A 20,181-nucleotide genomic window follows, 5' to 3' on the forward strand; every position below is an offset into this window, starting at 1 on the left:
ACTCAAATTACACCTGCACCAAAATGAGGATAATGGACATGCAACCGACCTACACTATTGGGGATTATCTGCTGGATCGCCTCGTTGACTGCGGTATTGACCGCTTGTTCGGCGTACCAGGAGATTACAACTTACAGTTTCTCGATCGCGTCATCGCGCACAGCGCCCTGGGGTGGGTTGGCTGCGCCAACGAGCTGAATGCGGCCTATGCCGCTGACGGATATGCGCGCATCAAAGGGGCCGGTGCGCTGCTGACCACCTACGGCGTCGGCGAACTGAGCGCGCTGAACGGCATTGCGGGTAGCTATGCGGAACATATTCCGGTATTGCATATCGTCGGCGCGCCCTCTACCGGCGCTCAGCAGCGTGGCGAACTGCTGCACCATACCCTCGGCGATGGCGATTTTCGCCATTTCGCCCGCATGAGCGAGCAGATCACCTGCAGCCAGGCGCTGCTGACCGCCGGCAACGCCTGCTATGAGATCGACCGTGTCCTGCGCGATATGCTGACGCATCATCGGCCCGGCTATCTGATGCTGCCGGCCGATGTCGCCAGAGCGGCAGCGATTGCCCCAGCCCAGCGCTTACTGGTGGAGCCCGCTCCGGCGGATGAAAACCAGCTCGCCGGGTTCCGAGAACATGCCAGCCGCCTGCTGCGGGGCAGCCGACGCATTTCTCTGCTGGCGGATTTCCTGGCGCAACGCTATGGCCTGCAGAACACGCTCCGGGAGTGGGTGGCGAAAACCCCCATCGCCCATGCCACCATGCTAATGGGCAAGGGGTTGTTCGATGAGCAGCTGAGCGGGTTTGTCGGGACCTATAGCGGGATCGCCAGCGCCCCGCAGACCCGGGAGGCGATTGAAAACGCCGACACCATCATCTGCATTGGTACGCGCTTCACCGACACTATCACCGCGGGATTCACCCAGCATCTGGCGCGGGAGAAGACCATTGAGATCCAGCCCTTCGCCGTCAGGGTGGGCGACCACTGGTTCAGCGGCGTGCCGATGGATCAAGCCCTGGCTGCATTAATGACGCTTTCCGCCCCGCTGGCGGCGGAGTGGGCGGCGCCTCAGGTCGTGGCGCCGGAAGTGGAAGAGGAGGCCGAAGGCGAGTTAACCCAGAAGAATTTCTGGTCGACTGTGCAGGATGCGCTGCGCCCCGGCGATATTATCCTCGCCGATCAGGGGACGGCGGCGTTTGGCATCGCGGCGCTTAAGCTTCCCTCTGAGGCATCGCTGATCGTTCAGCCGCTGTGGGGGTCGATTGGTTTTACCCTCCCGGCCGCCTATGGCGCGCAAACCGCGGCGGAAGAGCGGCGGGTGGTGCTGATTGTCGGCGATGGCGCCGCCCAACTGACGATTCAGGAGATGGGCTCTATGCTTCGCGATAAGCAAAAACCGCTTATTCTGTTGCTGAATAACGAAGGGTATACCGTGGAGCGGGCGATTCATGGCCCTGAGCAGCGCTACAATGACATCGCCCTGTGGGACTGGCAGCGGCTGCCGGAAGCCTTCGCCCCGGACGTTGTTTCTCGCTGCTGGCGGGTCACGCACACGGCTGAGCTACGGGAAGCGATGGCGGAAAGCATCACCTCCGATACCCTTACCCTGGTCGAAGTGATGCTACCGAAAATGGATATCCCCGATTTCCTGCGTGCGGTGACGCAGGCGCTGGAGGAACGAAACAGCCGCGTTTAGTCGCCAGTTCGTTTAGCAATCATCAACGGCCTCCCGGCCAGCAGCAGCCAGGCCGGGAGCATCACAATGCACAGCAGCGGCAGCAGCGTCGTATCCGGGACCACTACGGCGGCCATAAACAGGCTCAGCCAGCCGTCGCGGGTGACGACCAGCACCATGCCGAGAATGGCGCAGGAGACGGTGATCGCCGCTGGCACGGCATCCACGTGGGTATGCAGCATCAGCCCCAGCGCCACCCCAACGAAGACCGCCGGGAAAATTCGCCCGCCGCGAAAGCCGCTGGCGGAGGCGAGCACCAGCGCAGCCAGCTTGACCAGCGCGATGAGCAGAAAATCCGCGGCGGTTAGCGTCTGACTGAAAGCCAGCTGCTGCATCTCATCCAGCCCCTTAAACAGCGTTAAGGGTCCGCCAATGGTCCCGAGGATCCCCAGCAGCAACCCACCGATGCCCAGCGTCAGGATGGGATTTCTCAGGCGATGCATCAGGGCGTGCAGGCGCGGCAGACACCAGACGGCCACCATGCCGACGGCGATAGCAATCAGGGCGACGATCATGCCGCTGATGATATCGACGAAGTGCATCTGGCCATAATGGGGGATCGGCAGCGTGAAATGGGGATGGAAAAACAGCCCGGTCGTCAGCGCGCCCGCGGCGGCGGCAAGTAGCGGCGCAAAAAGGCGATCCCACAGCGGCGACTCGTTGCTGCTGTTGAGGGTTTGCGAAAAAATCAGCGCGGCGGCCACCGGGGTGCCGAAGAGGGCGCCGATAGTGCCTGAGGCCGCGAGGATGGTCCAGTCCAGCGAGCTGACGCGCGGAAACAGCCGTGAACCGACGGCGACGGCCAGCGCAATATTCACCACCATAATCGGATGCTCCGGGCCGAGGCTGACGCCGCCGGCAAGGCCGAGGATCAGCGCGGCCAGCAGTCCGGGCAGCGCGCCGGTTGCAATGGGGGCGCCAATGAGCGATTCGGTCGCCGGATCCGGCCCGGCGTGTCCCGGGCTGTAGCGGACTATCAGGCCCACGGCGATCCCTGTCGCCGTGAGCATGGCGATAATCCATAGCGGGCTGTCAGCGCTGATCCCCAACTGGGTGGGCAGATTGCTCCACAGCACGCGCTGTAGCAGCGCGGCAACCTTCATCGCGCCGATCAGGATCAGACTGCAGGCGATACCTATCAGGATGGCCGGCACCGACAGGATCAGCATTGTTCTGGCGCGAGGATGGAGCATGAAAATGTCCTTGTTAAAGTTCTGAAGCACTACTTTGCCTTCGTCGGTAGGGGCCGTCGATGCAAATGGTGCTGAAACGATAAAGTTAAGGCGGCGTCTGATATCCGAGGCGTCGTTTACAGACTACCTTGCATAGATTACAAACTAAATGTGACCTGTGTCGCTAAACAAGGGGCGTCTGCGCGTTGGACGTTGTTGTTAAGCCGCCATGAATTTACAGTGTGCCAAAAGAATTATTTTGACTTTAGCGGAGCCGTAACGGAATGACAAAATTTGCTTTAGTAGGAGATGTCGGGGGGACCAACGCCCGCCTGGCGCTATGTGATCTGGCGAGCGGAGAGATCTCTCGTGCTAAGACCTATTCCGGGCTCGATTATCCCAGTCTGGAGGCGGTGGTGCGCGTCTATCTGGAGGAGCACCAGGTGACCGTCAACGAAGGCTGTATCGCCATTGCCTGCCCGATCACCGGCGACTGGGTAGCGATGACCAACCATACCTGGGCCTTCTCCATCGCTGAAATGAAGCGCAACCTTGGCTTTGCCCATCTGGAGATAATTAACGATTTTACCGCCGTTTCCATGGCCATCCCGATGCTGAAAGCCGAGCACCTCATTCAGTTTGGCGGCAGCGCTCCGGTAGCGGGCAAACCGATCGCCGTTTATGGCGCCGGAACCGGGCTTGGCGTGGCGCATCTGGTGCACGTTGACAAGCGCTGGGTCAGCCTGCCGGGCGAAGGCGGTCATGTCGATTTTGCGCCGAACAGCGAAGAAGAGGGGATTATTCTGGAAGAGCTGCGCGCCGAGCTGGGGCATGTTTCCGCAGAACGCGTGCTCTCGGGTCCCGGACTGGTCAATTTGTACCGCGCGATTGTGAAGTCTGATGGCCGCCTGCCGGAAAACCTGCAGCCACGCGAGGTCACCGAGCGAGCGCTGGCGGACAGTTGTACCGACTGTCGCCGGGCGCTATCGCTGTTCTGCGTCATTATGGGCCGCTTCGGCGGAAACCTGGCGCTGACTCTCGGGACCTTTGGCGGCGTGTATATCGCCGGGGGCATCGTGCCGCGCTTCCTGGAGTTCTTTAAAGCCTCCGGCTTCCGCGGCGGTTTTGAAGACAAAGGCCGTTTCAAAGCTTATGTTCAGGATATTCCGGTTTACCTGATCGTGCATGAAAACCCGGGCCTGCTGGGCTCTGGCGCGCATCTGCGTCAGACGCTGGGCCAGGTGTTATAAGCGCATCCCTCCCGGGCTACCGTCGTAGCCCGGATGGCGGGACTTCCCGCCTCTACAGATTCATCAGCTGGCGAAACTCTTTCACTTTACTGCGGCTCACCGGCACCTGAAATTCAAGGTCGCGCAGGCGCAGCACATAGGTATTGTTAAACCACGGCTCAATTTCGCGGATCTTGCTGAGATTCACGCAGTACGAGCGGTGGCAGCGAAAGAAATGTGCGGTGGGCAGTTTGCTGCAGAATTCGGTGATGTTCATCGGCATGACGAATGACTCCCGGCGGGTATAGACGAACGTCATCTTTTCATGCGCCTCGGCATAATAAATATCATGAATGCTGGTGACGATTATTCGTTCATCTTTTATCAGATTGATGGTGTCGTTTTCTCGTGGCGCCGCGCTGGTCGCTCCCGCAGCGACGTTATTTTGCTGCTGCCAGGCGGCGGTTAGCTTTTGTAGCATATTGATGATGCGTGACTCCTGGTAGGGTTTCAGGATGTAGTCAAACGCCTCCAGCTCAAAGGCTTCCACGGCGTGCTCTTTCCACGCGGTGATAAAAACGATAAAAGGCTTATGGGCAAACTGGCTGATGTTTTGCGCCAGCAAAACCCCGTCCAGCGACGGAATATTGATATCGAGAAAAATGGCATCGACCTTGTTGTGCTGGAGAAACTTCAGTACGTCCAGGCCATCGTCAAAGCTGCCGACGATCTCCATCTGGCTGTGGGTGTTGATAAGCCAGGAGAGCTCCTGCTGAGCCAGAAACTCATCTTCCACAATAATAACTTTCATCTTTTCTCCGCTCATGACAACAGAGACTCCGTCAGCGCCTGCGGCGTGTGTTGATTGGGGACATAAAAGGCGATTTCTGTTCCTGGCGTCAGGGTGCGGATATGCAACCCCTCGCCGTAGAGGAGCTTCACCCGGTGATGAACGTTAAGCAGGCCGATTTTATTTCCCGGCATTTCGTCGGCTTCCACGCGAGCGACCACGGCGGGATCGATGCCGTTGCCAGTGTCGCGAACGCTGATGCGAACCCGATTGCCGCACTCGTTAATGCCGATCGTCACCACCCCCTTGCCTTTACAGGGCTGGATACCATGAACGATGGCATTCTCCACCAGCGGCTGGATAAGCAGGCTCGGGATCACGCAGCTGACGTCGTCGTCAATATCATAGATGACCGTCAGCTTGTCGCCGAATCGCGCCTGTTCAATGGCGATATAATCTTTGATCTGATACAGCTCTCGTTTGATATCAATCTGCTCATCGTCTTTTAATTCGATGTTATAGCGCAGGTAGCGTGACAGATTAAAAATGAGCTGGCGCGCGGTGTCCGGATTAAGGCGAATCGAGGAGGAGATCGCGTTCAGGGCATTGAATAAAAAATGCGGGTTAATTTTGCTTTGCAGGGCGCGCAGCTCCGCTTTGTTGGCCATCTCGCGCAGCTGTTCGGCGCGGGAGACTTCCAGCTGGGTGGAGATTATTTGCGACAGGCCAATCGCCATCTCCTGCAGCGTCGAAGTGATGCGATGGGCGTGGCAGTAATAGATTTTTAGCGTGCCGGTCACCACCCCTTTTTCCCACAGCGGGATCACCATCAAGGAGTGGATCTCCGGCGTGCGGTGGGCTTCATCATTGTTTTTTATAATGATTTTTCCATAACGAATCGCTTGTCGGGTGGTAGGGCTGATGACATCGTCGTGGTGTTGATAGTTGGCCTCCCCCACGCCCACGTAGGCCAGTACATGTTCGGTATTAGTGATCGCCACCGCGTCAGCGGTAATGTCGCGGCGGATAATCTCGCATACCTGGCGCAGAGAATCGCTGTTAACGTGACGAAACAGCGGCAGGGTTTTGTTAGCGATATCGAGCGCCAGTTTTGCCTGCCGCGCCGCGCTGGCCTCCTTTTCCCCTTCCACGCTCTGTACCAGCAGCACGATAAAACCGATGCAGACGCTGCCGAGGATCATCGGGATACCAATTTTAGAGACGATATCCAGGCCGAGGCTCAGGGAAGGCGCCCAGACCACCACCAGGATCATGGTCAGGGTCTCACACACCATGCCGGCCAGAATGCCGATTTTCCACCGTTGATCGCGGGCCACTTTACGGTTAATCAATCCTGACAGCAGGCCTGCGACAATGCTGGTGATAAAGCAGGGCACGGCGGTGACGCCATCGATATCAATCAGGTAGCGGTGTACGCCGGCAATCACCCCGACAATTGCCCCTACCCACGGACCAAACAGGATCCCGCCGGACATGACGGCGATAATGCGTACGTTTACCAGCGAGCCTTCCACCGGGACGCCGGACCAGGTGCTGAACAGGGCGAACAGCGAGAAAATGGCGGTCACGGCCAGCAGCTCTTTCGGCGTATGGGCCGACTTATGCAACAGTTCGCGGAACAGGCGCAGGCGAATGAGGAAAAACAGGCAAATAAGCATCAGGGCCGCACGATCATAGACCGCCAGCATCATCGTAAAAATTTCGTGCATGGGTGCGCCGCGTCAGTGGCCAGAAAAGAACATGATAAAAAACCTGACGGCAGAAGACCAGCCGCAGAAATATAATGAGGAAAAGGCATACTTTTTAAAGGGGATTGGTGGGGGGCCACCGCGAGAGCGGCAGCCCTGGCTTTTAACGATAAAATTCTGTGTTAATAAAGATATCAATGTGTTACCACTCTTATACAACTCTGGAATATTCCGGCGATGAACTGCCGTATTTAGCGCCGTCGGTACCCGTTTTATATGCCAGGGAATATTTTTTACCGGCCCTCTCGACAACATGTTTTTTTTCAGGTTATTTTCTAAACGAGCCGCAACAGCGGCAGCGTCGCTCGGACGGTCCGGGCGCTAACGTTAATCAGAGGAACCTATGGCTGAATCCAGTCCTGAACGCCGTTTTACGCGTATCGATCGTCTCCCCCCGTACGTTTTTAATATTACTGCTGAACTGAAAATGGCTGCGCGTCGGCGCGGCGAGGATATTATTGATTTCAGTATGGGCAATCCCGATGGCGCGACGCCGCCGCATATCGTGGAAAAACTTTGCACCGTTGCCCAACGGCCTGATACCCATGGTTACTCTACCTCGCGGGGGATCCCGCGCCTGCGTCGCGCCATTTCACGCTGGTATGAAGAACGCTATAACGTTGACATCGATCCGGAATCGGAAGCGATCGTCACCATTGGTTCGAAAGAGGGGCTGGCGCACCTGATGCTGGCGACCCTGGATCATGGCGACACGGTGCTGGTGCCAAACCCCAGCTATCCGATTCATATCTATGGCGCGGTGATTGCCGGGGCGCAGGTGCGCTCGGTGCCGCTGGTGGAAGGTGTGGATTTCTTTAACGAGCTGGAACGCGCCATCCGCGAGAGTTACCCGAAGCCGAAGATGATGATCCTTGGTTTTCCCTCGAATCCAACGGCGCAGTGTGTGGAGCTGGACTTCTTTGAAAAGGTCGTCGCCCTGGCGAAGCAGTATGACATCCTGGTCGTCCACGATCTGGCCTATGCCGATATCGTGTATGACGGCTGGAAAGCGCCCTCCATTATGCAGGTGCCCGGCGCGCGTGATGTCGCCGTCGAGTTCTTTACCCTGTCGAAAAGCTATAACATGGCCGGCTGGCGCATTGGCTTTATGGTCGGCAATAAGACCCTGGTGAATGCCCTCGCTCGCATCAAAAGCTATCACGACTATGGCACGTTTACGCCGCTGCAGGTGGCGGCGATCGCTGCCCTTGAGGGCGATCAGCAGTGCGTGCGTGAAATTGCCGAACAATATAAGCGCCGTCGCGATGTGCTGGTGAAAGGGCTCCACGAAGCCGGCTGGATGGTGGAATGTCCGAAAGCGTCCATGTACGTCTGGGCAAAAATACCGGAACCTTACGCTGCCATGGGCTCGCTGGAGTTTGCGAAAAAGTTGCTTAATGAAGCGAAGGTCTGCGTCTCGCCGGGGATAGGCTTTGGCGACTATGGCGATACTCACGTCCGCTTCGCGCTGATCGAAAACCGGGACCGTACGCGCCAGGCGATCCGTGGCATCAAGGCGATGTTCCGCGCCGATGGCTTGCTGCCCGCCGCGAGCTAGCGCTTCGGCGAATACGCCATAACAAAAACGGGAGCCAGTGGGCTCCCGTTTTTTTTGACACCGCTGCAGTCTAGATCATCAGGGCAAAAGTACCGGCCCAAACGATGACCATAAAAGAGAGGCCCATAAAGAAGTATTTCACGATTCATCACTCCACGCGCTTGTGCGACGTTCAAATGAATTAATTGTTCTGTTATTCCAGGGCTGTCGCAGGTGAAAAATCACGTTGCGGCAGCTCGCAATTCTGTGCGCTTTGTGCTCCAGATGGCGCTAATGTACGCCTAAAAAATGAGGGAAACAAGGGGCATTTTTTTATTAATTTTTAGTTACTTAGGAGTGTCGTGATTCGGCGACACATTAATTTCACCCGGTAATAAATTTCACGCCAGCGACGCTGTTAAAACGGATTTTGGCGATGGGCAAAATGGAGGACGGCCAGCGAGGGCGCGCGCAATTTCTTTGCTACGCGCCGCCGCCGATTTAATGCTGGTCAGAGGCGCGCGGCCGCCACTCGGCCGGGTAGTGAGCCGGGATAAAGCGCAGTGTGAGCGCCATGAGTAGCAGGACGCAGAGCGCATGCCAGGACCAGTCAAGCGTGTAGTTCCCGCTCAGGCTACGCAACAGGCCGGAAAGCCAGGGGGAGAGGCCTGCGATGATAAATCCGATACCCTGCATAAACGCCACCAGCCGGCCGGCTACCGCCGGTTGTCCAGCGTGATCCAGCGCCAGCACCAGGCACAGGGGAAAGGCGCCACCCAGACCCACTCCACAGGCGATGGCCCACAGCGCTGGGACGTGCTGCGGCAGCCAGATGAAGCCGCAGAAGCCAATGAGCTGTAGCGCCAGAGCGAACAGCAGAAGCTGGCGTCGATCATCCTGACGAGCCAGCGCCGGGAGCAGTAGCGCCCCCGCGGTTTGCCCAACGGTCAGCAGCGCCAGCAGCGAGCCGCTGTACTGGGCGCTATCGCCAAGCTGGATATAGTAGGGCGGCAGCCAGGCGATCAGACTGGCGTAACCGGCATTGATCAGTCCGAAATAGAGTCCCAGCGTCCAGGCGCGGCGCTGGCCAATAATCGCGACCCGGGGGGAAGCGCTGGTCTGATGCGGTGCGCGAGGCAATTGCCGGCAAATTGCCAGCCAGCCGAGCAGGGCCAGCAGGGCAGGGAGCGCCCACCAGGCCAGCGCCTGGTGCCAGACCGTACTGCGTGACGCCAGCCATGGCGTGAACGCAGCGCCTAACCCGCCGCCGCCCATCAGCGCCGCCGACCATAGTCCCATCACCAGCGGCGTACGCCGGGCGAACAGACGCTTTATCACCGCCGGGATGGCGGCCTGGATAATGCCGATGCCAATTCCCCCCGCAAGGGCGCTGCTGAGCAGCAAACCGCTATGTGGGGCGCTTTCCCGCAGCAGGGCACCCGCCGCGATAATCAGCAGGCTCAGCGCAATGCTGCGGTTTTGACCAACAGTGCGATCGACCCAGCCGCCGGCCAGCGCCAGCACGCCCATCGCGATGACCGGCAGGGCGGTGAGGAGCGCGACCAGGGTATAGCTCATCCCGCTGGCGGCGCGGATATCCGGCAGCAAGGGACCTATCGAGGTGAGCAGCGGACGCATGTTTATCCCAATGAGTACCAGGACACACAGCGTCAGATTCTGTCGCAGCATGGGCGTCATGGTTGCTGTTCCGCCCAGCGCTGATAAAGTGCCGGCCCCTCCGGCTGCGGGCAGTGGTGGATTGGCAGCGTCTGCCGGGACAGCGGCTGCTGCAGCTGCTGATAAATCGCGGTGGTTGAGAGCTGAAAGGGTTCGCCATCCTGATTACTGTTGGCGAAAAATACTTCCCGCACGCCGGTTAAATAGAGTGCGCTCAGGCACATAGGACAAGGTTGCCCGCTGGCATAGATAACGCATTCGCGCAGCACCGCGCTTCCCAGTCTGGCGGCAAGATCGCGAACGGCATTCAGTTCGGCATGCGCCGTTGGGTCACCGTTCAGATGAAAGGTATTGACGGCTTCGGCGACAATCTCATCATGCCGCACCAGAACGGCGCCGAAGGGGCGGCCACCGTCAGCAATATTTTGTTTTGCCAGCGCTAATGCGCGCTGGAGATAGCGATCGTCAGCGGACATAGTCACTCCTGCATAAGATGATGTTGATGGTGAAAAACGCAGAGGATGGTAGGTAGAGAGTACGTATCTTGTTTCATAAGTTAAAAGACTTATTTATGATGAACCCTATTTGAATTGCTTATAGGTAAGCGGATGCTCCTGCGCCATCTTTCCTACTTTATCGCCGTGGCAGAACATCGTGGATTTACCCGCGCCGCCGCGGCGCTCCATGTCTCCCAGCCTGCGCTGTCACAGCAGATCCGCCAGCTGGAAGCGATGCTGGAGGTTCAGCTCTTTGACCGCTCTGGTCGTTATACCCGCCTGACCGATGCCGGAGAGATCTGGCTGGAGTATGCCCGCCGCGTGTTACGCGATCTTGAGGAGGGGCGGCGCGCCCTGCACGACGCAGAAGATCTGCAGCGTGGTAAACTCCGCATCGCCATGACGCCGACCTTTACCACTTACATGCTGGGGCCGCTGGTGGAGGCGTACTATCGACGCTACCCCGGAGTGAAATTGCTTATCCAGGAGATGAACCAGGAGCGGATGGAAACGATGCTTCTGGAGGATGAACTGGATGTGGGAATTGCTTTTGACGAGAGCCTCTCGCGGGATATTGTGGTTCAGCCGCTGCTGACGGAAACCCTCGCGCTGGTGGTGAGCCGCGCGCATCCGCTGGCTCATGAGAGCCACCTGCAGCTACAGGCTCTCGACGCGCAGCCCCTGATCCTGCTGAGCAGCGAGTTTGCCACCCGGGAGCAGATCGACCGCTATTGTCGCCGCCATCGGCTTGAACCTGACGTGCGGATGGAGGCCAACTCCATCGGCGCCGTACTAACGGTTATTCGCGGCACGCCGCTTGCGACGCTGCTGCCAGCGGCGATCGCCGGACAGTATGATGACCTCGTGGCCATTGAGCTTAAGCCCGCGCTGCTGCAGCGCACGGCCTGTTTGCTGCAGCGCCAGGGCGCATGGCAGAGCGCTGCGGCGCGCGAATTCATTGCGCTGGCGCGGGAGATCGCGGTAACGCTTGAGCAGGAAAACGGCCAGGCCCTGTATGAGGACCTGCGTCACTTGCCGACGAGCCTGGACTAACGATCGGCTTCGCTGAGGATATCGGCCTCATCGGGCAGGGTATTCTCCCGGAGCATGCCCTCTTCTTTGAGCCTTTCCAGTACGTGATGAAAGAGCTGAGTCTTGTCTGGCTCGGCCATATTCTGTAATTTCTCATTAAATACGGTATGGGACTGAATAAGGTAATGGATAAATTCCAGCAATACCTCATTTTGCGGCAGGACGGTTAATTCCTGATGGATGTAACTGGTTTGTTCCAGCAGCGAATTTTTTGTCACGTCCATAGGCCGGGCGCTAATACTGTGAGCGTATATTTTCTCAATGGCCTGGCTGGTGATATAGATGCGGTTCAATGATATAGCAGAGTATTCGTCTTCATCCGGAATGAAATGACAATAGACAAACGGTTTGTCGGGCAGCATCATGCTGAGTCTGTTTTCGTAAAGAATATCATCAGGCGCCTCCAGTAGCGCCATTAAATTCCGACTGTGTGGGTGCCAGAGTCCGGATGCGGACACTTTTACGTTAAACTGCGTCACCGTATTTCCGCGTAATGTTTCCACAATCGGAATATCGCCATCAAGCCGCAGAATGCTGCGGATATGGGAGTGGGGTGACCAGAAAGTCTCCACTTCCTCGGCAGAGGCAAGCGGATTAAGCGCGGTGGTCACGTCTTTTTCCTGATGAGAAAGGACGGCTATTTTTAATGTTCCCCGCGTCGGATTAAGCTTCAGACAGAGATTGATCGCACCAATATCATGCCAGTGAAGAATGTCTTCAAGTTCGCAGTTTAATAATTTTTGCGCCCGCGCCAGAGAGCAATACTCCATTGGCGGTAAATTATTTAGCTTCCAGATATTCCGTTCTGTAATATTCATAAGAATTGTACGTCGATGAAAAAATAAATCGCCATGGTGAGCAAAAAGCATCGATGACAAGGATTTATTCTTCCCGCTGACTTCCTTTACCTGATTAACAAAACCCATTCACATTGAGAATAATATGTCGATAAGTTGGCTGTTTTTATTGTTTTGCTGCCGCGTATTTACTTTATCCCGTTATCTTATCATCTCTTATTCGTAGAGAAAAATAGTTTGCTCAATATAAGCATTTCTTTCTGGCAGGAATCTTTTTGCAGGAATGTTGAAGGCGAGCACGAGCGGAGTACGAAGAAAGGGACAGTCAATTGGCGACCTTCGTGGTCGGCAGGGGGGCAAACAGACGCCAGTCGCGTCTGTTTGGTGTAGCTGTTGTTATTGTGGCGTCGACAGAAAACGGTCACCCGGCTGCGCGATGGCATACCATGCCATCATCTCTGCGGTGCCCGGTTGGCCTTCGGCAGGCGCCCAGGCCATGGTGTCAACTTCGGCAAGCGGCTGATAAGCACCTTGCTTAACTTCAAAAACCATCCCGCCCGGGTCGAGCGAGAGCACCGTATGCCAGGTACCGGCTTCCATTTCCAGCGCCGTGCAGGTTTCACCCAGCACCACCCGGCGGGTGACTACGCCATTGTCATCAAAATTCAGTACCACAAAGCGGCCTTTCAGGGGCAGCAAAAGTTCGAAGGTATGTCTGTGCCGGTGCGGACGGATATAGGTGCCGGGTTCCATCGCAATGGCGAGGCGCTGTACCGGGTCGCTTAGTTCGGGATGAAAATTGCGATGGGCACGCAAGCGCGGGGCACTGGCTGCCGCTTCGCTCTGCTGCTGCATATCGCTGAGGGTGATCTGTTTCATATCAACGCCTGGCTCCTGTATCGTCCAGAGAAGGTTGCACTGGGGTAGTGGCTTGTGACTGTTTAAGCCAAGGGGCATTGTACGCGGAATTGTGAGACATGTGTCTACATCATCGGTAACAGATGATACCGTCACACCGTTACATCATGAAGGTAGCTGTAGAAATGTGAAAGTAAGTCATTTTTTTGCTGAGTATTAGTGTAAATGCGTCAATACATCTTTTGTTATAATTCTTCATGCCGCAATATCAATAAATTTATTAATATTGACGCTCTTAATATATCAATCTTGATTTAAAGCAAATTTGTGCTGATTAATTAAATCATTAAATGATAGTTTTATGGTGTGGGATTTTTTAATGTTATGCGATTTTTATCTTTAATGATTGATGTAATTATCATTCATTATTGATATGAATTGTTGCTGTATTTGTATTGTAGTTTTACTAATAGCTGGTGGCTTGCTGTTTTGTTCAGCGTTGTTTTATCATTGCCCCTAATTAAGTATAAGGCGAAAATGCGTATGATAATTAACTAAGGAAAAGACAAACGTGGCTGATACGTTCCAGAATGAAATCCCCAGGGCGCGCATTAATCTCAAATTATCTCTTCATACCGGCGGCGCGCAGAAGAAGGTCGAACTGCCGCTGAAGCTGCTTACCATTGGCGATTTTAGTCATGGTAAGGAAAACCGGCCTTTATCGGAAAGAGAAAAAATAAACGTCAATAAAAATAACTTTAACAGCGTACTTTCGGAATTTAGCCCGGAAGTTAACCTCTCGGTGCCAAATACGCTGGCCGGCAATGGTGAAGAGGAGAACGTCAGACTGCGTTTTACCGACATCAAAGATTTTGAACCGGAGCAGGTTGCCCGGCAAATTCCGCAACTCCGCGCCATGCTGGCGATGCGTAATTTATTACGCGATCTCAAATCCAATCTGCTTGATAACGCCACTTTCAGAAAAGAGCTTGAGGCAATCCTGAAAGATCCGGCGCAGTCCCAGGAATTACGCGACGAAATGAGTGCGCTTGCCCCGAAATAATGGCGGGGCAAGTCTGTTAATGGATTAACCGGGAAAATGCTAATGTCTGTTACCACAGAAAACGCCCCTGTTCAGGGGCAAACCACGTTGCAGGAAAATAGGGCGGGCGAGGGCGTTTACGCCTCGCTGTTTGAAAAAATTAATCTCGCCCCGGCGTCTTGCCTCGGGGATATCAACGACTTTCTGGACGATGCCGCGCTCTCCGAGGCGTCAGCGGCGGAACGTCTCACCGCGGCGATGCAGGTGTTTATGGAGCGCATCCGTCAGTCCGGTCAGCGGGTGGAAAAGCTCGACAAAACGCTGATTGACCACCATATCGCCGAACTGGATTTCCAGATAAGCCGTCAGCTGGACGCGGTGATGCACCATCAGGAGTTTCAGCAGGTCGAATCCCTGTGGCGCGGCCTCAAACAGCTGGTGGACAACACCGACTATCGGCAGAACGTCAAGACGGAGATCCTTGACGTCGCCAAAGACGATCTGCGCCAGGACTTTGAGGACGCGCCGGAGCTTATCCAGAGCGGACTCTACTGGCACACCTATACCGCGGAGTATGACACTCCCGGCGGCGAGCCGATCGGCTCGGTGATCTCGGCCTATGAGTTCGACGCCAGCCCGCAGGATGTGGCGCTGCTGCGCAATATCTCCCGCGTCTCTGCGGCCGCCCATATGCCGTTTATCGGCGCCGTCGGCCCGGCCTTCTTTCTCAAAGAGACCATGGAAGAGGTGGCTGCTATTAAGGATATCGGCAACTACTTCGATCGCGCGGAATATATTCGCTGGAAGGCGTTTCGTGAAACCGACGATGCCCGCTACATCGGTCTGGTGATGCCGCGCGTGCTGGGTCGTCTGCCGTACGGTCCGGACACCGTGCCGGTGCGCAGCTTCAACTATGTCGAGCAGGTGAAAGGTCCGGACCACGAAAAGTATCTGTGGACCAGCGCGGCGTTCTCCTTCGCTTCCAATATGGTGAAGAGCTTTGTCAATAACGGCTGGTGCGTGCAGATCCGCGGTCCGCAGGCCGGCGGCGCGGTGAAAGATCTGCCCATCCATCTGTACGATCTGGGCACCGGCAACCAGGTGAAGATCCCTTCCGAGGTGATGATCCCGGAAACGCGGGAGTTTGAGTTCGCCAGCCTGGGCTTTATCCCGCTGTCGTACTACAAAAATCGCGATTACGCCTGCTTCTTCTCGGCCAACTCCGCGCAGAAACCGGCGCTGTACGATACCGCCGACGCCACCGCCAACAGCCGCATCAACGCGCGTCTGCCTTACATCTTCCTGCTGTCGCGCATCGCGCACTACCTGAAGATGATCCAGCGCGAGAATATCGGCACCACCAAGGACCGACGGCTGCTGGAACTGGAGCTGAACACCTGGGTGCGGAGCCTGGTGACTGAAATGACCGACCCTGGCGACGAGCTGCAGGCCTCCCATCCGCTGCGCGATGCCAGCGTGGTGGTGGAAGATATTGAGGATAACCCAGGCTTCTTCCGCGTGAAGCTGTACGCGGTACCGCACTTCCAGGTCGAGGGGATGGACGTCAATCTGTCGCTGGTATCTCAGATGCCCAAAGCAAAAGCATAAGGCAGGATGGGATGAAAATTTATCGTCCACTGTGGAACGAGGGGGCTTTACTGTCCCCTCAACAGTTCCAGCAGCAGGCTGAATGGGAGTCTTTCCGCAGTGCCGGTGCAGCAGCGCTGGCATCCCCATTCCCCTGGGGCGTGGAAAAGATTGAGTTTAATGACAGTCTTCTTTCGTCCGGCCTGATCCAGATTACGCAGTTACGCCTCTGGCTGGAAGATGGTTCATTAATTGATGCGCAAAGGAGCGATCTGCCTCCGGCGCCGCGTGAGTTAGATGCCAGCCAGCTGGCAGGTCGTGATGCGGTAACTGTCGTCATTGCATTGCCGCACATGCAGCCAGGTATGAGCAACGTTGAACAGGAGGGCGTCCGTTCAGAACGGCCGCTTCGCTATCGTGAAGAGTGGATAACATTGCAGGATGCCTTTGGCTCTGAAGAAGAATCTATGGCAGTTGCCCGGTTTAATTTCACCATCCGGTTTGCCCATGAAAGCAATGATTCCTGGAAAGTGTGTCCGGTCGCAAGACTGATTCGGGATGGACAAAATGCGTGGCGACAGGATCCCTCTTTTATTCCTCCAGTGGCGTCATTTGGAGCAAGCCCGGTCCTTCACGAACGTCTGATGTTGCTTAATCGCCAGTTACGTTCCCGACGCCAGCGTCTGATGACGATGCGACGAGAAAGCAACGAAAGGCTCGCCGATTTTGCCGTCGCCGATGTTTCCCTTTTCTGGTTGCTGAATGCACTGAATTCTCACGCCACAGTGCTAACAGAATACGAGCGTTTTCCTTCACGTCCACCTGAACAGGTATGGGCTGAGCTCGCTCGTCTGGCAGGCAGTATGTTGACCTTTTCCCTGGACCATGATCTCGACGCCATACCGGGTTACGACCACGAGGAGCCAGCTAAGGCGTTTCCTCCGCTGTTTGACCTGATAACGGGTTTGCTGGAGGCAAGCTTGCCATCTCGGGTTATTGCTCTGGAAATGTCCCGCCCGGACGGACAGACCTGGAAGGCCAACCTCCACGATATCCGTCTGCGTGAAGAGGCCGATCTCTATCTTTCTGTACGCTCGGATATCCCGGCCTGGCAGGTTGCCGAGAAATTTCCTGCACTCTGTCAGGCAGGTTCACCTGATGATGTGCGCGAAATCTATGGCGCTGCGCTCAAGGGTATCCCGTTGATACCGGTGAGCAGGGTCCCGGCAGCGTTACCTGTACGCATGGAAAACCAGTATTTCGCACTTGATATAGAAAGCCACGCTGCGCATGAAATGCTGGAGCAGGGGGTGTGTATGTTCTATGTGCCTGAGTTACTTGGTGCTTTGGAACTTGAACTGTTTGCGGTATTGCGCTCATGAGACAGGATATCGATATCGACCAGCTAATGACGGAGACCTGGCTCACCGTCACCATGCTTAAGAAAGGCGCCATCACGCTTAATGGCTCTGCGCTTTACAACACATGCGTTAAACAAGTTGAAAGTGTGCGGGAAGCGCTGGAGCGTGCCGGTTATGACGATGCCAGTGTGGAACATATTTCCTACGCACAATGTGCCTTGCTGGATGAAACGGTGATGAGCCGTAAGCCCGAAAAAAGCGAAGGAGGAGAGGAGCCGAAAGTAGATGAAGGCCAGATGGTCTGGCGTAAAGCACCGCTTCAGGCCCGTTTTTTTGGCTCACTTCGGGCAGGTGAAGCACTATGGGATCGGATTGCAGAGGTTCTGCGTCAACCTTCACCGAACCCGGCCGTTTTAACCTGCTATCACCGGGTGATAGCGCTGGGCTTTCAGGGATTATACAGCCTGAAAGCGGTCAGCCAGTCACAGCGGGATGAGGTAGTGAAAGCTCTTTCTGAGCGAGTTTCTCCACCTGATGCTGGCCTGTCGATGGTTGTTTACCGGATGGGGAAACATCGCTGGAGTCTGATGCGCTCGGTCTGGTTCTGGATAGTGCTGGCCGTCATTCTGACCGGGGTTATCTGGTGGGGTGGCCATCTGTGGCTTCAGGCGCTGTTGTCAGCACAAATACCGGAGCTGCATGGCTAATGCGCAGAAAAGTCATCATTTCGGTAGCCCTACACACTTTAGCAGCCGTAGCCGGGTTACTGTGGTTGCTGTGGTATTTCATTCCGACAGGCAACGTATTTAACGGCCTGTCCACTGCGCTGATTATTCTTCTGGCAGGCTGGTATGTGTTCAAAAACTGTCGGCATGAGGAGCCCGTATCCGACGCTAACCTCCCGGCGGCTGAACTGCCATTACTCGACGCCGAGGGCCCCGTTGTACTGGTGTGTGGCGACATGCTGGATGCGTTGTTTCAGGGAAGCACTCTACGTAAAACAGCCCAGGGATGGTGGCTACGGGTCGGCGACGTCAGCCGGTTAACTGACGTTGTCCGCAGCATACAGACGCAGTTCCCGCACCAGGTCGGTCAGCTCTCGGTAATGTACCGTTGCCTGCCAGACCGTCATCAGGATGAAGCCGTACTTCGTTCCGCACTGAAAACGCTCCGCCAGCAGTGTAAACAGATTAAATCCCTGACGGGTATCACACTGCCGGCTGTGTTAAGCGCTGAATTTTCCGGGCCTGAAACGCCATGGATAATCGTCCGGGGTGACAAGCCGATGGTATGTCCGTTTAATGATTCGCCGCAGGCATTCATTGACTGGCAGCAGACGGACGACAATATCCTGGCGCTGCCGACAGTCAGCCAGGCATTTTCCTTTATCCGTAATACGCTGGCTGATGAGCTGGAGAAACCTGACGGCCTAACGCCGCCTGTGCGTGTATTTTCCGTGATCATGCGTCTCGGAGTAGTCAATCCAGAGACTCGGTCTGTCTGGGCCGGTTGGCTCTATTCCCGCACCTGCTTGCAGTTTTCCCGAGCTCCCGGGCAGTCATCGACAAGTCTGTTCCCGGATGCGGTTTTGCCACTTCTGGCGCCGTTTGCCTCGATAGTACAGGGAGGCCAGCGTACCCGTCTTCTGGTTCTGCTGATCTGGCTGTGTGTTCTTACGGCGTTGGGCATCTCCGCCCTCAATAATCGTGATCTTATCCGTCATGTCAGTACCCATTTACAGCGCTGGAATGCTATTCCAATGAATCACTACCACCCTAAAGCAGAATCACTGGCTGCACTGAAACAGGATGCGCTCCTGCTTGAACGCTGGCAGCGTCAGGGAGAACCTTTACGTTACAGCCTGGGTTATTACCCGGGACAACGTCTGTGGCTGGCCTTGCAGCAGGCTATCGATACCTGGACACCGCCACCCGCCCCTGAACCGAAACCGGTACCGAAAATTGTACGACTCGACAGCATGTCACTGTTTGACTCCGGCAAATCGGTACTCAAAGACGGCTCAACCAAAATACTCGTTAATGCACTGGTAGGGATTAAAGCCAGACCAGGCTGGCTGATCGTGGTCAGCGGTCATACAGACAACACCGGCAGCGTTCAGCTAAATCAAACCTTGTCTTTGCAAAGAGCTGAGGCCGTCCGTAACTGGATGCGTGATACCGGGGACGTACCGGAAAGTTGCTTTGCCGTGCAGGGTTACGGCGACAGTCGACCGATTGCATCAAACGACACGCCTGATGGCCGTGCGCATAACCGGCGTGTCGAGATCAGTCTGGTACCGCAGGCTGACGCCTGTCGTCTGCCAGGCGCAAAACATGCGTCACAGGATGTAGGTGACGTTTCAACTCGAGAGATGGAGAAGTAAACATGGCAATCCCAGTTTATCTGTGGCTGAAAGACGACGGTGGCGCGGACATTAAAGGTTCCGTGGATGTGAAGGATCGTGAGGGCAGCATTGAGGTGGTGGCGCAGGAGCATAACCTGTACATCCCGACCGATAACAACACCGGCAAGCTGACCGGAACCCGTATCCACACGCCGTTCCTGTTCACCAAAGAAATCGACTCTTCCAGCCCGTATCTGTACAAGGCGGTGACCACCGGCCAGACCCTGAAATCTGCTGAATTCAAGTGGTACAAGATCAACGACGCGGGTCAGGAAGTGGAGTACTTCAACACGAAGCTGGAAAACGTGAAAGTGGTGAAAGTGAATCCAGTGATGCACGACATCAAAGATCCTTCTTTCGAGAAGCACAACCACCTTGAGCGGATCGAACTGCGCTACGAAAAAATCACCTGGACCTACAAAGACGGCAACATCATTCATTCCGATTCCTGGAACGAACGCACTACGGCGTAAGAACCTGGCGGACAGAGCCTCTCTGTCCGCTCTTTTTGCTGAGCGTCTGTTTCACGGGCGTTGAGCAAAGAAAAACACAATCTTCCTGCCTGACCTGATGCGCTTTGGACTCCTTATCAAAAAGGAAACAGCGACGGGCGGTAGCGTGTCTGCGAAC

General features: G+C 55.8%; 18 protein-coding genes and 2 pseudogenes. 11 read left to right on the forward strand and 9 right to left on the reverse strand.

Features of this window, described 5'->3' with window-relative positions; genetic code table 11:
• The first annotated feature begins 38 nt into the window (after positions 1 to 38).
• On the forward strand, positions 39 to 1,700 hold the full coding sequence (locus R0140_RS06790; protein ID WP_023340586.1) for an alpha-keto acid decarboxylase family protein: 1,662 nt from the start codon (positions 39 to 41) through the stop codon (positions 1,698 to 1,700).
• Here the strand turns inward: R0140_RS06790 and R0140_RS06795 are convergent.
• Positions 1,697 to 2,932 carry an ion channel protein gene (locus R0140_RS06795; protein ID WP_012967485.1) on the reverse strand — a complete coding sequence of 412 codons (1,236 nt, stop codon included), beginning with the start codon at positions 2,930 to 2,932 and terminating at the stop codon, positions 1,697 to 1,699. The two genes, R0140_RS06790 and R0140_RS06795, sit on opposite strands and share 4 nt — an antisense overlap.
• Before the next feature lie 263 nt (positions 2,933 to 3,195).
• Between R0140_RS06795 and glk the strand changes: the two genes are divergently transcribed.
• Complete coding sequence (gene glk, locus R0140_RS06800) at positions 3,196 to 4,161, forward strand: glucokinase (protein ID WP_012540954.1); 966 nt, start codon at positions 3,196 to 3,198, stop codon at positions 4,159 to 4,161.
• 52 nt (positions 4,162 to 4,213) lie between these two features.
• On the opposite strand, the gene R0140_RS06805 is transcribed toward glk, so the two are convergent.
• Both R0140_RS06805 and R0140_RS06810 read right to left on the reverse strand, forming a co-directional pair.
• A complete protein-coding gene (locus R0140_RS06805) occupies positions 4,214 to 4,951 on the reverse strand; it encodes a LytR/AlgR family response regulator transcription factor (protein ID WP_012967486.1) in 738 nt (245 codons plus the stop codon).
• Between the two features lie 11 nt (positions 4,952 to 4,962).
• Positions 4,963 to 6,660 (reverse strand): sensor histidine kinase, encoded by a 1,698-nt coding sequence (locus tag R0140_RS06810; RefSeq protein WP_012540955.1) that lies wholly within the window; start codon positions 6,658 to 6,660, stop codon positions 4,963 to 4,965.
• Here R0140_RS06810 and R0140_RS06815 point away from each other — a divergent pair.
• A pseudogene (locus R0140_RS06815) lies at positions 6,659 to 6,766 on the forward strand (hypothetical protein); the annotation flags it as partial. The gene R0140_RS06810 and the pseudogene R0140_RS06815 overlap by 2 nt on opposite strands.
• Before the next feature lie 14 nt (positions 6,767 to 6,780).
• On the opposite strand, the pseudogene R0140_RS06820 reads toward R0140_RS06815, so the two are convergent.
• A pseudogene (locus tag R0140_RS06820) lies at positions 6,781 to 6,954 on the reverse strand (phytanoyl-CoA dioxygenase); the annotation flags it as partial.
• 88 nt (positions 6,955 to 7,042) lie between these two features.
• Here R0140_RS06820 and alaC point away from each other — a divergent pair.
• Positions 7,043 to 8,257 carry an alanine transaminase gene (alaC, locus tag R0140_RS06825; protein ID WP_008803894.1) on the forward strand — a complete coding sequence of 405 codons (1,215 nt, stop codon included), beginning with the start codon at positions 7,043 to 7,045 and terminating at the stop codon, positions 8,255 to 8,257.
• A 70-nt stretch (positions 8,258 to 8,327) separates the two neighbouring features.
• On the opposite strand, the gene ypdK is transcribed toward alaC, so the two are convergent.
• The 3 genes from ypdK to R0140_RS06840 all read right to left on the reverse strand — a co-directional run bounded on the left by ypdK (position 8,328) and on the right by R0140_RS06840 (position 10,389).
• A complete protein-coding gene (gene ypdK / locus R0140_RS06830) occupies positions 8,328 to 8,399 on the reverse strand; it encodes a membrane protein YpdK (protein WP_099119320.1) in 72 nt (23 codons plus the stop codon).
• A gap of 338 nt (positions 8,400 to 8,737) precedes the next feature.
• Positions 8,738 to 9,934: a cyanate transporter gene (locus tag R0140_RS06835; protein WP_016161608.1), complete on the reverse strand. Its 1,197-nt coding sequence runs from the start codon at positions 9,932 to 9,934 to the stop codon at positions 8,738 to 8,740.
• Positions 9,931 to 10,389, reverse strand: a complete 459-nt coding sequence (locus tag R0140_RS06840; protein WP_032740207.1) for a nucleoside deaminase — start codon at positions 10,387 to 10,389, stop codon at positions 9,931 to 9,933. The genes R0140_RS06835 and R0140_RS06840 overlap by 4 nt, the downstream gene beginning before the upstream one ends.
• A 132-nt stretch (positions 10,390 to 10,521) precedes the next feature.
• Between R0140_RS06840 and cynR the strand changes: the two genes are divergently transcribed.
• Entirely contained in the window at positions 10,522 to 11,463 is a 942-nt protein-coding gene (gene cynR, locus R0140_RS06845) for a transcriptional regulator CynR (RefSeq protein WP_039102406.1), read from the forward strand.
• Here the strand turns inward: cynR and R0140_RS06850 are convergent.
• Positions 11,460 to 12,320, reverse strand: a complete 861-nt coding sequence (locus R0140_RS06850; protein ID WP_012967487.1) for a hypothetical protein — start codon at positions 12,318 to 12,320, stop codon at positions 11,460 to 11,462. The two genes, cynR and R0140_RS06850, sit on opposite strands and share 4 nt — an antisense overlap.
• 375 nt (positions 12,321 to 12,695) lie before the next feature.
• Complete coding sequence (locus R0140_RS06855) at positions 12,696 to 13,178, reverse strand: WbuC family cupin fold metalloprotein (RefSeq protein ID WP_008803899.1); 483 nt, start codon at positions 13,176 to 13,178, stop codon at positions 12,696 to 12,698.
• Between the two features lie 550 nt (positions 13,179 to 13,728).
• Between R0140_RS06855 and tssB the strand changes: the two genes are divergently transcribed.
• Genes tssB through hcp form a run of 6 tightly spaced genes read left to right on the forward strand, consistent with a single transcriptional unit; the run spans position 13,729 to position 20,024 of the window.
• Positions 13,729 to 14,220: a type VI secretion system contractile sheath small subunit gene (gene tssB, locus R0140_RS06860; protein ID WP_032755085.1), complete on the forward strand. Its 492-nt coding sequence runs from the start codon at positions 13,729 to 13,731 to the stop codon at positions 14,218 to 14,220.
• A gap of 42 nt (positions 14,221 to 14,262) precedes the next feature.
• The gene (gene tssC, locus R0140_RS06865) at positions 14,263 to 15,807 is read left to right on the forward strand and encodes a type VI secretion system contractile sheath large subunit (RefSeq protein WP_032755082.1); all 1,545 of its coding nucleotides are present in this window, start codon (positions 14,263 to 14,265) and stop codon (positions 15,805 to 15,807) included.
• An 11-nt stretch (positions 15,808 to 15,818) separates the two neighbouring features.
• Complete coding sequence (gene tssK / locus R0140_RS06870) at positions 15,819 to 17,168, forward strand: type VI secretion system baseplate subunit TssK (RefSeq protein WP_032740203.1); 1,350 nt, start codon at positions 15,819 to 15,821, stop codon at positions 17,166 to 17,168.
• A complete protein-coding gene (gene tssL, locus R0140_RS06875; protein ID WP_032740202.1) occupies positions 17,165 to 17,854 on the forward strand; it encodes a type VI secretion system protein TssL, short form in 690 nt (229 codons plus the stop codon). Before tssK ends, tssL begins: the two co-directional genes overlap by 4 nt.
• Positions 17,854 to 19,530 carry an OmpA family protein gene (locus R0140_RS06880; RefSeq protein WP_032740201.1) on the forward strand — a complete coding sequence of 559 codons (1,677 nt, stop codon included), beginning with the start codon at positions 17,854 to 17,856 and terminating at the stop codon, positions 19,528 to 19,530. Before tssL ends, R0140_RS06880 begins: the two co-directional genes overlap by 1 nt.
• A 2-nt stretch (positions 19,531 to 19,532) precedes the next feature.
• The gene (hcp, locus tag R0140_RS06885; RefSeq protein ID WP_032740200.1) at positions 19,533 to 20,024 is read left to right on the forward strand and encodes a type VI secretion system effector Hcp; all 492 of its coding nucleotides are present in this window, start codon (positions 19,533 to 19,535) and stop codon (positions 20,022 to 20,024) included.
• Positions 20,025 to 20,181: the final 157 nt, after the last annotated feature.

Source organism: Klebsiella sp. w6, assembly GCF_033100215.1.
In the GTDB taxonomy this organism is placed as follows: domain Bacteria; phylum Pseudomonadota; class Gammaproteobacteria; order Enterobacterales; family Enterobacteriaceae; genus Klebsiella; species Klebsiella variicola.